The following is a 14,192-nucleotide window of genomic DNA, read 5'->3' on the forward strand; positions in this document are numbered from 1 at the left end:
TCATGGCTGGCAAACTCTCCTTCTCTCTCGTCTCGCCGGAACGCGAGGTCTTTGCGGGCCTCGTGGATCAGGTGGACGCGCCCGGCGTCGAGGGTGACTTCGGCGTGCTGGCCGATCACGCGCCCTTCATGACGGCCCTGCGCGAAGGCGTGGTCACCGTCATGGACGGCAGCAGCCGGCGCCAGTTCCAGGTCGAGGGCGGCTTTGCCGACGTGACCCCCGCCGGCCTGACCATCCTGGCCGAGCGCGCCGCGGAAGTCGCGGCGGGCTGATTTCGCAGACAATCTGATTGCAGGGCGGCGGCTTTCTTCGGGAGGCCGCCGTTTCTGCGTCAGGACCGAGCGAACCGGCCAAACTCAGTACAGACCTGATCATAGACGGCACGCTTGAACGGCACGATCAGGCCGGGCGCTTCGGACAGATCGGCCCAGCGCCAGGCGTCGAACTCCTGCTCGCCGTGGGCCTGCAGATCGACCTCGTCATCCGTGCCGGTGAAGCGGAAGGCGAACCACACCTGCTTCTGGCCGATATTGCCGCGCTTTTTCATGGCGCCGTTCAGCACTTCGGGCGGGAAGTCATAGACGATCCAGCCCTCGGTCCGGCCCAGCAGGTCGACCGAGCGGAGACCGGTTTCCTCGAACAGTTCGCGGCGGGCGGCGACCTCGAGGTCTTCACCTTCGTCGACGCCGCCCTGGGGGAACTGCCAGTTCCACGGGTCCGGCGTGCCGATCCGGCGGCCCAGCCAGACGCGGCCCTCGGCATTGAAGACCACGACGCCGACATTGGGGCGGTAGAGGGAGAGGTCGCGCATGGGGCCTGAGTGCTAGTGGGTGGTGAGTAGTGAGTGGTCAGTGGCGAGTGGCGAGTGGCGAGGGGCGGGACCGGCTGCGCGTTCGGATCGCGACAGAAACAGGTTCCTAATCACTACTCACTACTCACCATCATCACCTAGCGCCCCGGGCGGCGGGTCATGGCACTGGCAGGGGCCAGTTGCAGGCCGCGCGCGTCCAGTCCGGTGGCCCAGCGGGCCACGGCCTCGACCGTCACCGGATAGCTGAAGCCGGTGCCCAGAGCGTCCCCGCGCTGTTTGGCCATGGCCTCGATGGCATTGAGCTGGCCCATGATGGCCACCGGGGTCTGGGTCTCGTCGATCACGCGGTCGGCGGTGGCGCGCGACCAGGCCCCGGGGCGACGGCGCGCCTGACCGTCATCGATGAAGGCCAGGCCATGGGTGCGCAGGGTGCCCAGCATGGCCCCGAAGGCCGCATCCGAGGTCATGAAGCGGTCGCCCAGATAGTTGGTCACCCCGAAATAGCCGGTTGCGCGGCCCAGCAGCCACGGCAGCTTGCCGCCGACATCCTCGACCCCGCCATCGGCCAGCAGGGTGTAGGGACCGGGGTCGTTGTCGGGATAGCCGGTCGGCTCCATCGGGATCTCGATCATCACCTCATGGCCGTGCGCGCGGGCCAGATCGATCCACGCCTGCAGGTCGTCGGCATAGGGCACGAAGCTGAGGGTGATTTCCGGGGGCAGGCGTTCGATGGCGGCGCGCGTCGTGGTGGCATTCAGGCCCAGACCGCCGACGATCAGGGCGACGCGCGGCTTACCGTTCGGACGGAACGGGCGGGCATAGGCCTCGGCCGGGGTGCGGCCGTCGGTGGCGATGATCGGCAGGGGGCCCGCCGGACCCGGGCGGCTCAGGCCCTCGATGGGGGCGCGCGGCAGCGGTGTGGTGGCGGCGATGCGCGGGGCGGTGATCCCCTCGCCCGAGCCCGAGACACTGGCCCCGTCGGGCAGGGTGATGACGGCCTCGGTGCCCAGGGCCTCCGGGTCGGCACCGAGGGTCAGCCAGGCATCCTCGACCCCCATGGAGAAGGCCTCCATGCCGGTCGGGGCCCGCTCGGCCACAACCTCGCGCTTCAGGTCGACGCGAGCCGAAGGCAGGCCGGCGCGAGGATCGCCCAGCACGGCGATGAACAGGCCGGCGCTGAGCAGCACCAGCAGGCCGGCCGAGGCCACCGCCACCGGCGGCTTGCGGAAAAAGGTCACGATCTGTTTGCGGGCCGCGCCCAGATCGACGCGGCGCGGCGGAGACCCGGCCTTGGCGGCGAGACGCGACTGGCGTTTGGCGAAACTGGACTCGGACATGCGGACCCGGACGGCGTCACGGCCCGGCCGCCCATGCGGTTCAGGCCATTTGGACGCAGAATGCCCGCCGCCGGTTAAGAAACCCTAACGCCGCATTCACCATGACACCCGGGTGCGGGGTGGGCCTTACTCCGGATCGGTCGCGGCCGCGAACTCGGTGGGTTCGGTGCCCGGCGGGGTGACGATGATCCCTTTGGGCGCGGCGGCCAGCTGGTCAAGGCGGCCCCCGGCGCGCAGCACGTCATAGGCGCGCTCCAGCTGATAGTCCTTGTCCTCGGGATAGTCCTCGCCCGGGGCCTCGAACGGCACGTGGGGGCCCTTGCGTTCAGCCCCGATCGAGGCGTCCAGCGCGGTGGAATAGGCGGCTTCGGAATAGATGAAGTTCGACCGCGCGACGATGCCGGCTTCGGCGAAGGAGCGCGAGACCTCGAGGTCCGGCTCGATGCCGATCTTCTGAATCGAGGCCCCGGACGGCGTGTAATAGCGCGCCGTGGTGATCGACAGGGCCCCGTCCTCGCCGCCGCGCAGCGGGATGACGGTCTGGACCGAGCCCTTGCCGAAGCTGGTCAGGCCGACGACGGTCGCCCGCTCGTGATCCTGCAGCGCGCCGGCGACGATTTCCGAGGCCGAAGCGGAGCCGTAGTTGACCAGCACCACGATCGGCAGACCGTTGGCCAGATCGCCGGGCCGGGCCGAATAGCGCTCGATCTGATCAGGCTTGCGGCCGCGCTGGCTGACGATCTCGCCGCGCTCGAGGAAGGCGTCGGACACGGCAATGGCGGCCGACAGCAGGCCGCCGCCATTGTTGCGGAGATCGACGACATAGCCCTTGATGCCCGGGTTCTCGGACTGCAGCCGGGCCATGACCTCGTTCAGTTCGCGGCCGGTGTTCTCGTTGAAGGTCGAGATGCGGACATAGCCGAAGTCGCCTTCGATCCGGCCGGTGACCGACTCGATCTTGATGATCTCGCGCGTCAGGGTGACTTCCAGCGGGTCGGAGCCATCGCGCAGGAAGGTGACTCGAACCTCGGTGCCGGCCGCGCCGCGCAGCTTTTCGGAGACCTCCGAGACCGACAGGCCCGCAGCCGTCGAACCCTCGATGGCCGAGATGACGTCGCCGGCCTGGACCCCGGCGCGGGCGGCGGGACCCCCGTCCATCGGCGAAATCACTTTTACAAAGCCGCCTTCGGCCGAAATGGTCAGGCCGACGCCCGAATATTGTCCCTCGGTGCGTTCGCGCAGCTCGCCGAAGCCGGCCGGGGCCAGGTAGCTGGAGTGCGGGTCGAGCGCGGTCATCATGCCGCTGAGTGACGCCTCGATCAGCTTGCGATCATCGACGGGGACCACATAGGCCTGCTTCACCACGGCGAGCACATCGCCGAACAGCTCCAGCATGCGGAAGGTCTCGTTGTTGCGGACGTTCTGCTGGGCCATGGCCGCAGCCCCCGCCCCGAGCGCCAGGGCCGCACATCCGACAAGCAACAGTCTACGCATAGGTTTGTCTTTCCTTGTGGCCGGACCCGGCCCTTGAGCGGGCAGGCCCGCATCGGTCATCCGTCCTATCAAATAGTAGAAGGCAGGACCAAATCGAGGCGAAACCCCCGCTACGGTACAAATTCTGTGTCAGCTTCACGTGACCGGCGGCGTTCAGTCCAGCCAGGGCGAGGGATCGACGGCCAGTTCCTCGCGTCTCAACTCCAGAACGACCGGCAGGCTGTCGTGCCCCGCACCCAGCCGCTGGCCGGTCTGGACCCGGTCGCCGGTGCCGATATCGAGCGCGGTCAGACCCGACAGCACAACCCGCCAGCCGGGTCCGGCATCCAGAATGACCACCTGGCCCCAGCCGTCCAGCGGCCCTGCATGGATGACCTCGGCCTCCAGCGGCGCGACCACCGCCTGGCCCGGGGCGCGCCATTGCCAGCCGGTCGATCCCTTGCCGAAGCGGGCCGAAGGCGGGCCCTCGACCGGGGCCAGAAGGGTGTCGCGTCCATTGGGGAGCCTGAGAGCGGGCGTCTGGCTGACCGGGACGTCCGGCACCGGGGCCCCAGCGGCGCGCAGGCGCGCTTCCAAGGCCTCGACCTCACGGCGGGCCCGCTGTGCCTCGGCCCGCAGGGTGGCGCGACGGGCGCGGTCCGAGACCAGCCGCGACTGCAGGGTCGCCTGCCGGTCGCCGGTCTGGCTCTCGCTGACGAACAGGCGTTCGCTTTGCAGGGCAATGGCGCGGCGCTCGGCGACGACGGCGGCGCGGCGGCGGTCGGCCCGTTCGACCTGATCGGTCAGGGGCTCGACGAGGGCCCGCATCAGCACGGCCGCGCGGACCGTATCGACCGCCTCCTGCGTCGGAACGACCAGCGGCGGCGGCGGATGCCGGGTCAGGGTCTGCAGGGCGCCCAACACCCGCGTGAGCGGCCCCTTGGCCAGGGCCAGCTCTTCCAGCGCGCGAGCTTCCAGACGGCCGGCGGCATCCAGCTGCCGGCGTTGCAGCAGAACGGTTTCGTCACCGGCGGCGGGCTGGCGTTCCAGACTGGCCTCAGTGTCGGCGATCCGGCGATCCAGCGCCGCCACATCCGCCTCGAGTCGACGGGCACGGATCACGGCGTCACGATACTGAGCCTGGGTCTGCGCGACCGCTTCAGGGTCGGGGCGCGGGGTTGACTGGCCAGACACCGGTCCGACCATGCCGAGCATCAGGGCCACCATCAGCAGGGTCCGCCGCATCCGCCTCAATCTCGATGATAGGGCGTGCCCGCCAGCAGGGTGGTGGCGCGATAGATCTGCTCGGCCAGCATGGCGCGGGCGAGGGCGTGGGGCCAGGTCTGGGGACCGAAGGCCAGGGTAAGCGAGGCGGCGTCGCGCACCACCTCATCCAGCCCGTCCGCGCCGCCGATGACAAAGGCCAGATGGCGTTCGCCCCCGTCCCGGATGTCGCGGATCAGATCGGCAAAGGCGCGCGAGGAAAAGGTCTTGCCGCGCTCGTCGCAGGCGATCAGACGCGCGCCTGTGGTGGCCGCCAGCAAGGCGACGCCCTCGGGGCCGGGACCGGGCTTCTTGGTCTCGACGTCAATCAGCTCGCAAGGGCCCAGTCCGATGCCGCGACCGGTGCGGCCGGCACGCAGGGCATAGTCGCTGGCGAGGTCCGCCTCGGGACCCCGTCCGGCCCTGCCGATGGCAACGATCGACAGCTTCACGACGCAGATCCCCCGTCAGACAAGCCTAGTTGCGGGCCGTCCGGTGCGCCGCGTCCACGGCCCAGATCTTCTCGATGTTGTAGAAGGTCCGCACCTCGGGCCGGAACAGGTGGACGATCACGTCCCCGGCGTCGATCAGCACCCAGTCGCAATGTGGCAGGCCCTCGACCTTGGCCTTGCCGAAGCCGTGTTCCTTGAGGGTGCGCAGCAGGTGGTCGGCCAGCGCGCTGACATGGCGGTGCGAGCGACCGGACGCCACAATCATGGTGTCGGACATCGGGCTTTTGCCCTTGAGGTCGATCAGGACGATGTCCTGCGCCTTGTCCTCATCCAGCTTGGCCAGGAGGGCGGTTTCGAGAGAAGCGCTTCCGGTCGGAAGCTCGGCGGATCGGGCGTCAGCACTGTCCGGGCCGTCGGAATCGACGTGGGAGGTGTCGTCAGCATGCGCATCGTGCGCGGGCGAGGGGGTCAGCGGAATACTCCAGTCGACAAAAGGTCAGGCAGCAGCCTAGCACATCCCCGCCCGGCGGTCACTGTCGCGCCGAGGCGGCCTCGGCGCGCAGGGCCGTCGAGGAGGTCCGGTTCAGCGGCGCCGTCAGATAGACCCAGGCCGGGGCCTGCCGATCCGCCAGTGTATGGGCCTCATGCGCGTGAATCCGGTAGCGGCGATAGCGTAGGGCGGCGGGCGCCGCGCGGCTTTCCAGCAGGCTGCCCGGGCGGGCCACGACCGCCATCGGCATCAGCGACAACAGGTCCGTCCAGCCGCGCCAGCGATGAAAGCCGGCCAGATTGTCCGACCCCATCAGCCAGACGAATTTCACGCCCGGATAGCGGGCGGTCAGGGCCCTCAACGTGTCGATCGTCCGGCGCGTACCGACGCGGGACTCAAAATCGGAGATGACCATGTGGCGCGATCCGTCGGCGCGGTCGGCCCATTCCCGGGCCGAGGCCATGCGGTCGGCAAGGGGCGCGGTTTCGGCATCGGACTTCAGCGGGTTCTGGGGCGAAACCAGCCAGACGACCCGGTCCAGACCCAGACGACGCAGGGCCGTTTCGGCCACATGGGCGTGGCCGTCATGGGCCGGATTGAAGGAGCCACCGAACAGGCCGACCCGCATGCCGGGATACAGCAGCAGCCCGTCATTCAGGCCGCCGGGGCGGGGCCCGGCGGTCCGGGGGGCAGGGCCGGCATGGAAGAAGCGCAAGGACGGGGTCTCGGCAGGGCTTATGCTCACGCGTGCCCTAACACCCCCGCCCCCGCTTGTCTCGATTTATCGCCGAAGCTTCAGGGCCGGGCGTGGCCCTTGCCGCGCACGACATATTTGAAGCTGGTCAGCTGTTCGGCGCCAACGGGGCCGCGCGCATGTAACCGGTCGGTCGAGATGCCGATCTCGCCGCCAAAGCCGAACTCGCCCCCGTCCGCGTACTGGGTCGAGGCATTGGCCAGCACGATGCCGGCGTCGGCCCGCGCGAGGAAGCGCTCCAGAACGCCCTCGTCGGAGGCCACGATCGCCTCGGTGTGGCCCGAGCCAAACTGCGCGATGTGATCCAGAGCGCCATCGACGCCATCGACCAGCTTCACCGCCAGAATGGCCGCCAGATACTCGGTGGGCCAGTCGGCGTCGGTGGCCTCGGTCGCGTCCGGTATCAGGGCCCGTGCGGCGGGATCGGCCCGCAGCTCACAGCCCGCGGCCTTGAGGGCCTCGGCAATGCCGGGCAGCAGTCGCTCGGCCCCGGCCTTGTCGACCAGCAGGGTCTCGGCCGCACCGCAAACCGAAACCCGGCGCATCTTGGCATTGACCACGACGTCGCGGGCCATGTCAGGATCGGCGCTGGCATCGACATAGACGTGGTTGACACCCTCCAGATGGCCCAGCACGGCGACGCGCGCCTCGGCCTGCACCCGCTCGACCAGCGAACGCCCACCACGCGGGATCAGCAGGTCGATGGACCCGTTCAGCCCCTGCAGGATATGGCCGACCGCCGCGCGGTCGCGCGTCGTGACGATCTGCACGCAGTCGGGGCTCAGGCCCGCCTGCTCCAGACCTTCGGCAAGCGCACCGTGGATGGCGAGGTTCGAGCGCAGGCATTCCGAACCGCCGCGCAGGATCACCGCATTGCCGGCCCGAACCGCCAGCGCTGCGGCATCGGCGGTCACGTTCGGACGGCTTTCGTAGATGATGGCCAGAACTCCGATGGGGGTGCGCACCCGGGCGATATCCAGACCGTTGTCCGGCGTCCAGCGGGCGGTCTCGATACCGACCGGATCGGGAATGGCAGCGATCTTTTCCAGAGCGGCGATGACGCCGTCCAGACGTTTTTCGTCGAGCGCCAGACGGTCCATCATGGCTGCGGCCATACCCTTGGCCCTGGCGGCCTCGAGGTCCGCAGCATTGGCCTCAAGCACCTCGGCCGAGCGGGCCTTCAGGGCCCTGGCCATGCCGGCAATGGCATGCGTCCGCGTCTCTGGCGAAGCGAGGCCCAGGTCGCGGGCGGCGGCGCGGGCCTTTCGGCCCAAAGCCAGCATGTCGGCTTCAAGGGTGGAATCGGTCGGGCGGTCGGGTGCGATCTCCGCAGTCTGGGTCATGGTCATTCCTCTAAGGTCGGGCCGTCTCCGTCTGTTTCAACCCCCGACGGGGGTATTCGGGCTCAGTGAAGGTCTTTGTCAGCGCAGGGCCAGGTCGTCGGCGTGGACCACCACCGGCCCCCCGGCATAGCCCAGCGCGGCCTTGATCTGGGGCGAGCGCAAGCCCGCGATAGTGGTCACGTCGGCGGCGTCATACCGCACCAGTCCGCGCGCAATCTCGGCGCCGGTTTCGTCCAGAATCTCGACCGGATCGCCCTTTTCGAAGCTGCCGTTCGCGGTCACGACGCCGGCAGCCAGCAGCGACTTGCCGCGCCCCAGCGCCTTGAAGCAGCCCGCGTCGATGACGATCTGGCCTCGCACGGCCAGAGAGCCGCCGATCCACTGCTTGTAGGCGGCGCGAACCGTGGTCGAGGGGGCGATCAAAGTGCATTTGCGGCCCTCCTCGATCGTCTGGGCACCGCGCTTCTTGGCCCGCCCGGCCGCGATCAGGGTGGCGCACCCGGCCTCGCCCGCGATGCGGGCCGCCATCAGCTTGGTAGCCATGCCGCCCGTGCCGACGCCCGCCGCCGCATTGGCCCCTGTGGCCATGGCCTCGATCTCGGGGGTTAGCTCCCGGATGAAAGGGATATGCTCGGCGTCCGGATTCTGGCGGGGATCAGCCGTATAGACCCCGTCCACGTCCGACAGCAGGATCAACAGGTCGGCGCTGATCAACTGGGCCACCCGGGCGGCCAGCCGGTCGTTGTCGCCATAGCGGATCTGGTCGGTGACGATGGTGTCGTTCTCATTGACGATCGGCACGGCGCCCATGTCCAGCAGGGCGCCCACGGTGGCGCGCGCATTCAGCCAGCGGCGCCGCACCTCGGTGTCGTCGCGCGTCAGCAGGATCTGGGCCGTGACGATGTCATAGGGGTCGAACACCGACTCCCAGGCGTGCATCAGCATCGACTGGCCTGCGGCCGCCGACGCCTGCTTCTTTTCCAGCCCCCCGCCCCGGGCGCGCGAGCCCAGCCGCCGGCGTCCCAGCGCCACCGCCCCGGACGAGACGACCAGCACCTGCTTGCCCTCTTCCTTCCAGTCGGCGATGTCGGCGGCCAGCCCCTTGAGGCGCTCCATGTCCACCGTATTGGTCTTGCGGTCTACCAGCAGGGCCGAGCCGATCTTCAGAACGATCCGGTCGGCTGCGGCAATGGTCGTCGCGGCCTGGAGAGGCCGTTTCCTGGTCAAGGTGTCCAGTCCTCCGTCGTGGGGGGCGAGTACTCGCCGTCGTCCTCGATCTCGATTTCGCCGCGCGTCCGGCGGACCTCTGCCCAGGCCGCGCGCAGCAGTTCAGGCACGCCCTCACCGGACACGCCTGACACAAGGAACGGCTCTTTGCCGAGAACGGTTGCAAGCTCTGCCGTTTTCTCTGCGCGCAGCTGGGGCGACAGGGCATCGATCTTGTTCAGCGCCACCAGTTCGACCTTGTCCTCCAGCCCCTCGCCATAGGCATCCAGTTCGCGGCGAATGGTGTGATACGCGCCCACCACATCATCCTGGGTGCCGTCGATCAGGTGGATCAGGCTGGCCGAGCGCTCGACGTGGCCGAGGAACCGCGTGCCCAGCCCCGCGCCCTCGCTGGCGCCCTCGATCAGGCCGGGGATGTCGGCGATCACGAACCGCTCGCTGGGGCTGAGGTCGACGACGCCCAGATTGGGGGTCAGGGTCGTGAAGGGATAGTCGGCAATCTTGGGCCGGGCCGCCGAGGCCGCCGCCAGGAAAGTCGACTTGCCGGCGTTGGGCAGGCCCGCAAGGCCGATGTCGGCGATCAGCTTCAACCGCAGCCAGATCCAGCGTTCGCCGCCCTCCTGGCCCGGATTGGCGTGACGCGGGGCCTGATTGACCGGCCCCTTGAAGTGCACATTGCCCCAGCCGCCGTTGCCGCCGCGCAGCAGGCGCTCGCGCATGCCGACCGTGTCCATGTCGAGCAGGACGGTCTCCTTGTCGTCGTCCAGCACCTGGGTGCCGACCGGAACCTTGAGCACGACATCCTCGCCCTTGCCGCCGTGCATCTGGCGGCCCTGGCCGTGGTGGCCGGTCTGGGCCTTGAAATGCTGCTGATAGCGATAGTCGATCAGGGTGTTCAGTCCCTCAACCGCCTCGATCCAGACATCCCCGCCGCGGCCGCCGTCGCCGCCGTCGGGTCCGCCGTTCGGGATGAATTTCTCGCGCCGGAACGAGACGGAGCCCGCCCCGCCGTTACCCGCGCGAATATAGATCTTGGCCTGGTCGAGAAACTTCATGCCCGGCTTATGACCCATGAGGGCGGCAAATTACAGGCGTCTTTAAGCGGATTGAAAGCGGTCACTGCCAGTCTCTGCCGATCCGACACAGGGGATCAGAATGATCTCGACCGCCTTCCGACTGCCCGAAGCCCCCTCCCCGGCCCTGCAGTTTGCCCGTGCCGGGGCCGTTCAATCCCCGGCTTCGTCGACTTCAGCGAAGGCTGCGGAGCCGGCTGACAAGCCCTTCGAGATCAAGGCGGGGTCGGGCAAGGAACAGGCCCGGGAGCTGGCGTACAAGCGACTGGAGCGGGTCAAGGCGTGCATGGACGCGCTCAAGCTGATGGCCAAGATCGACCCGAAGACGGCGCTCAAGCTGGCCGCCGAGCTGGCGCGAGAGATGAAGGGAGCGGTCAAGGCCTATGCCGAGGCGGGCGGCCGCAATGTCTCGACCGGCGATCTCGCCCTGATCCGCAAACAGGCCGCCGACGCGCTGGAGGCCCGCGATGCGGCGGCCGAGGCCGGGATCGACACCACGGCGATGGAGGCACAGATCAAGGCACTGGGGGCCCGCGAGGAAGACGCTGTGGCTGACTATGGCTTCTTCGAACAGGTCAAACAGATCGTCGCCGGGCTGAAAAAGGCCCGCCAGGACATTAAGGGCGAGGCGATCACCTCGCTTAACCCGCCGTCGGAAGAGGACTGGAAGGCCGCCGACCGCGACCAGGCCGAACTGGAGCGCGAGATCGACAGGGCCGCCTCCGGCCCCGCCGTCTCCATCCGCGTCTAGCCGCCTACTTTTCCCAGACGCCGTAGGGGTCGGTCCATTCCATGCCCATGGCCTCGGCCACGGCGGGATAGGTGATCTTGCCGCCCATGACATTCAGTCCGCGGGCCAGATGCTTGTCCTTCTTCAGCGCGTCGAGGCCGTGGTCGGCCAGCGCCAGGCCGAACGGCAGGGTGGCATTGTTCAGGGCTTCCGAGCTGGTGCGCGGCGCGGCACCCGGCATATTGGCCACGCAATAGTGGACGACGCCATCAATCTCATAGGTCGGGTCTTCGTGGGTCGTGGCGCGCGAGGTTTCGAAACAGCCGCCCTGATCAATGGCGACGTCGACCAGCACCGAGCCGTTCTTCATCTGCTTCAGGTGCTCGCGCTTGACCAGCTTGGGCGCGGCGGCCCCGTGGACCAGCACCGCGCCGATCACCACATCGGCCTTGACGATTTCTTCCTCGATGGCGTTGATCGAGGAGTAGCGGGTGATGACCCGGCCGTCGGTCAGTTCGTCGATCTCGCGCATGCGGGGGATGGAGCGTTCCAGCACCACGACCTCGGCCCCCAGACCCAGCGCCATGCGCGCCGAGTTGAAGCCGACCACGCCGCCGCCCAGCACCGCCACGCGGGCCGGGGCCACCCCGGGCACGCCACAGAACAGCAGGCCCATGCCGCCATTGTGCTTCAGCAGGGTCTCGGCCGCCGAGAAGACGGCGATCCGGCCGGCCACTTCCGACATCGGCGCTAGCAGCGGCAGGCCACCGTTGCGGTCGGTGACGGTCTCATAGGCGATGGCCGCGCATTTCGAGGCCAGCAGGCCCTTGGTCTGCTCGGGATCGGGCGCCAGGTGCAGGTAGGTGTAGAGGATCTGGTCCTCGCGCAGCATTTCCCACTCGACCTTCTGGGGTTCCTTGACCTTCACGATCATGTCGCTGTCGGCGAAGACGGTCTTGGCGTCCGGCGCGATCTTGGCGCCCGCCAGCTTGTATTCGGCATCGGTGAAGCCCGCGCCGTCGCCCGCGCCGGTCTGGACCAGCACCGTATGGCCGTGGGCCACATATTCGCGCACGGCCGTCGGCGTCAGGCCGATGCGGTGCTCATTCTTCTTGATTTCCTGGGGGACACCGACGCGCATGACCGTTTCCTCTTGAGGCAGGGCAGGCCACCGGCGTGGCCCGTTCGGAGCGCAATCTAGCGGGGGCGGCGGCGCAGGTTCCTGTTCATTTTGCTGGGTGAACGGCGTAAAGTCGCAGAACCTTGCTTATGGATGCCAAATGAAGACCGTTTCTGCCGTCACCCTCGATGCCATAGATCGCAAGATGCTGCGCGCCCTGCAGGAGAATGGCCGCATCTCGAACGCCGATCTGGCCCGGACGGTGAACCTGTCCGAGAGCGCCTGCCTCAGGCGCCTGCGCGCGCTCGAAACCGAGGGCGTGATCAGCCGCTATGCCGCCATCATCAATGAGCGCGCCGTAGGCCTGCCGATCAGCGTGTTCGTGACCGTCACCCTGTCGTCCCAGGCCGAGGCGGCCCTGACCGCCTTCGAGACCGCCGTCGCCACCGTGCCCGAGGTGGTCGAATGCTATCTGATGACCGGCGGCTCGGACTATCTGCTCAGGCTGGTGGTGCGCGACGTCGATGATCTGGAGCGGGTCCACTCGCACGAGCTGACCCGCATCCCCGGCGTCACCCGCGTCTCCTCCAGCGTCGCCATGCGCACCGTGGTCAAACGCGGCGCGCTGCCGGTCTAGCCCAGCTTGAGCGTCAGGGTCTTGATGTCCAGATAGTCGTCGATGCCGTGGGTCGAGCCCTCACGGCCATAGCCGGACTGTTTGACGCCGCCGAACGGAGCGACCGGGGTCGACATCAGGCCGGTGTTGATGCCGCACATGCCCGCCTCGATACGTCGGCCGATGCGGATGGCCCGGTCGAGGTCGCGCGTGAACAGATAGGAGGCCAGGCCCAGGTCGCTGTCATTGGCCTTGTCCAGCACCTCGTCCTCGGTGTCGAAGGCAAACACGGGCACCAGCGGGCCAAAGGTCTCCTCCTCGCGGAACAGGGCGTCGTCGCCGCCGAACGTCACGGTCGGCGTAAAGAACCGCCCGCCCAGACCGTGACGCTCGCCGCCGGTCAGAACCTCGCCGCCGGCCGCCTTGACCTTAGCGACGTGGTCCTCGACCTTGTCGACACCCTTGTCCTCGATCAGGGGGCCGACCTTGACGCCGTCGTCAAAGGCATTGCCGACCTTGAGCTTTGACACCTCGGCCGCCAGCCGGTCAGCATAGTCGCGGGCCACGGACCGTTCGACATAGATCCGGTTGGGACAGACGCAGGTCTGGCCGGAGTTGCGGAACTTGCCCTTGATGGTCTCGGCCACGGCCTGATCGATATCGGCGTCGGCGAACACGATCAGGGGGGCGGCGCCGCCCAGCTCCATCGACACGCGTTTTAGCGTCGGCGCGCATTGCTCGGCCAGTACGCGGCCCACGGGCGTCGAGCCGGTAAAGCTGAGCTTGCGGATCACCGGCGAGGCCGTCAGCACCCCGCCAATGGTCGCGGCATCGCCCGTCACCAGATTGAGCACCCCCTTCGGCAAGCCCGCCTGATGCGCCAGTTCCACCAGGGCGATGGCGGTAAAGGGCGTCTGGCTGGCGGGCTTGACCACGGCGGTGCAGCCCGCAGCAAAGGCCGGGCCCAGCTTGCGCGTCAGCATGGCGGCCGGGAAATTCCACGGCGTGATCAGGGCGCAGGGGCCGACGGCCTTGCGGAACGTCAGAATGACATGGCCCAGCGGGCTGTCCTGGGTCTCGCCCAGCATGCGCTCTGCCTCGCCCGCAAACCATTTGAGAAAGCCGTTGGCATAGGCGACCTCGCCCCTGGCCTCGTCCAGCGGCTTGCCGTTTTCCAGCGCCATCAGACCGGCCAGACCCTCTGCATTCTCGTCGATCAGCCGGGCCCACTCGCGCAGGAAGGCCGCCCGCTCGTCCGGACGCCTGCCCGACCAGTCGGCAAAGGCCCGATCAGCGGCCGCAATCGCCTGTTCCGTCTCGGTCTTGCCCAGATCGGGCACGGTGCCGAGGATGTCGCCCGTCGCAGGATCGTCGACCGTAATCGTCCCTCCGCTGCCCTTCACCGCCTTGCCGTCGATGAAAGCGTGCTCATGAAGCAGTTTCAGACCGGCATCGCGGGCGGAATGGGACATGAGAGGACCTTTCACTCGGGGGGAGATGCGC

At 68.3% G+C, this 14,192-nt stretch carries 15 protein-coding genes; 3 read left to right on the forward strand and 12 right to left on the reverse strand.

Translation table 11 applies throughout. From position 1 onward, the window contains the following. Nucleotides 1-2: 2 nt before the first annotated feature. The gene (locus EG854_RS12595; RefSeq protein ID WP_123288489.1) at nt 3-272 is read left to right on the forward strand and encodes an ATP synthase F1 subunit epsilon; all 270 of its coding nucleotides are present in this window, start codon (nt 3-5) and stop codon (nt 270-272) included. Between the two features lie 59 nt (nt 273-331). On the opposite strand, the gene EG854_RS12600 is transcribed toward EG854_RS12595, so the two are convergent. The 10 genes from EG854_RS12600 to obgE form a co-directional block, all read right to left on the reverse strand. Continuing rightward, nucleotides 332-811, reverse strand: a complete 480-nt coding sequence (locus EG854_RS12600) for an RNA pyrophosphohydrolase (protein ID WP_123288490.1) — start codon at nt 809-811, stop codon at nt 332-334. Between the two features lie 137 nt (nt 812-948). Continuing rightward, nucleotides 949-2,148 (reverse strand): divergent polysaccharide deacetylase family protein, encoded by a 1,200-nt coding sequence (locus EG854_RS12605; RefSeq protein ID WP_123288491.1) that lies wholly within the window; start codon nt 2,146-2,148, stop codon nt 949-951. Nucleotides 2,149-2,274: 126 nt separating this feature from the next. Continuing rightward, on the reverse strand, nt 2,275-3,642 hold the full coding sequence (locus tag EG854_RS12610; protein ID WP_123288492.1) for a S41 family peptidase: 1,368 nt from the start codon (nt 3,640-3,642) through the stop codon (nt 2,275-2,277). Between the two features lie 153 nt (nt 3,643-3,795). Beyond that, the gene (locus EG854_RS12615; RefSeq protein ID WP_123288493.1) at nt 3,796-4,866 is read right to left on the reverse strand and encodes a murein hydrolase activator EnvC family protein; all 1,071 of its coding nucleotides are present in this window, start codon (nt 4,864-4,866) and stop codon (nt 3,796-3,798) included. A 5-nt stretch (nt 4,867-4,871) separates the two neighbouring features. Continuing rightward, nucleotides 4,872-5,336: a 23S rRNA (pseudouridine(1915)-N(3))-methyltransferase RlmH gene (gene rlmH, locus EG854_RS12620; RefSeq protein WP_123288494.1), complete on the reverse strand. Its 465-nt coding sequence runs from the start codon at nt 5,334-5,336 to the stop codon at nt 4,872-4,874. Between the two features lie 25 nt (nt 5,337-5,361). Further along, entirely contained in the window at nt 5,362-5,808 is a 447-nt protein-coding gene (gene rsfS, locus EG854_RS12625; protein ID WP_164462045.1) for a ribosome silencing factor, read from the reverse strand. A 58-nt stretch (nt 5,809-5,866) separates the two neighbouring features. Beyond that, entirely contained in the window at nt 5,867-6,571 is a 705-nt protein-coding gene (locus EG854_RS12630; protein WP_375782306.1) for a nicotinate-nucleotide adenylyltransferase, read from the reverse strand. A gap of 50 nt (nt 6,572-6,621) precedes the next feature. Next, nucleotides 6,622-7,923, reverse strand: a complete 1,302-nt coding sequence (locus EG854_RS12635; protein ID WP_241153279.1) for a glutamate-5-semialdehyde dehydrogenase — start codon at nt 7,921-7,923, stop codon at nt 6,622-6,624. 78 nt (nt 7,924-8,001) lie between these two features. Continuing rightward, nucleotides 8,002-9,150, reverse strand: coding sequence for a glutamate 5-kinase (proB, locus tag EG854_RS12640; protein WP_221403414.1), 1,149 nt, complete (start codon nt 9,148-9,150; stop codon nt 8,002-8,004). Further along, on the reverse strand, nt 9,147-10,205 hold the full coding sequence (obgE, locus tag EG854_RS12645) for a GTPase ObgE (protein WP_123288567.1): 1,059 nt from the start codon (nt 10,203-10,205) through the stop codon (nt 9,147-9,149). Before obgE ends, proB begins: the two co-directional genes overlap by 4 nt. Before the next feature lie 100 nt (nt 10,206-10,305). On the opposite strand from obgE, the gene EG854_RS12650 reads away from it, so the two are divergent. Continuing rightward, complete coding sequence (locus EG854_RS12650; protein WP_123288496.1) at nt 10,306-10,974, forward strand: hypothetical protein; 669 nt, start codon at nt 10,306-10,308, stop codon at nt 10,972-10,974. 4 nt (nt 10,975-10,978) lie between these two features. On the opposite strand, the gene ald is transcribed toward EG854_RS12650, so the two are convergent. Next, nucleotides 10,979-12,094, reverse strand: coding sequence for an alanine dehydrogenase (gene ald / locus EG854_RS12655; protein ID WP_123288497.1), 1,116 nt, complete (start codon nt 12,092-12,094; stop codon nt 10,979-10,981). Between the two features lie 139 nt (nt 12,095-12,233). Here ald and EG854_RS12660 point away from each other — a divergent pair, with 139 nt between their 5' ends. Then, nucleotides 12,234-12,710: an Lrp/AsnC family transcriptional regulator gene (locus EG854_RS12660; protein ID WP_123288498.1), complete on the forward strand. Its 477-nt coding sequence runs from the start codon at nt 12,234-12,236 to the stop codon at nt 12,708-12,710. Here EG854_RS12660 and EG854_RS12665 read toward each other — a convergent pair. Then, entirely contained in the window at nt 12,707-14,161 is a 1,455-nt protein-coding gene (locus tag EG854_RS12665) for an NAD-dependent succinate-semialdehyde dehydrogenase (protein ID WP_123288499.1), read from the reverse strand. The two genes, EG854_RS12660 and EG854_RS12665, sit on opposite strands and share 4 nt — an antisense overlap. Nucleotides 14,162-14,192 lie beyond the last annotated feature (31 nt).

Origin of the sequence: Brevundimonas halotolerans, from assembly GCF_003730275.1 — a bacterium.
Classification (GTDB): domain Bacteria; phylum Pseudomonadota; class Alphaproteobacteria; order Caulobacterales; family Caulobacteraceae; genus Brevundimonas; species Brevundimonas halotolerans.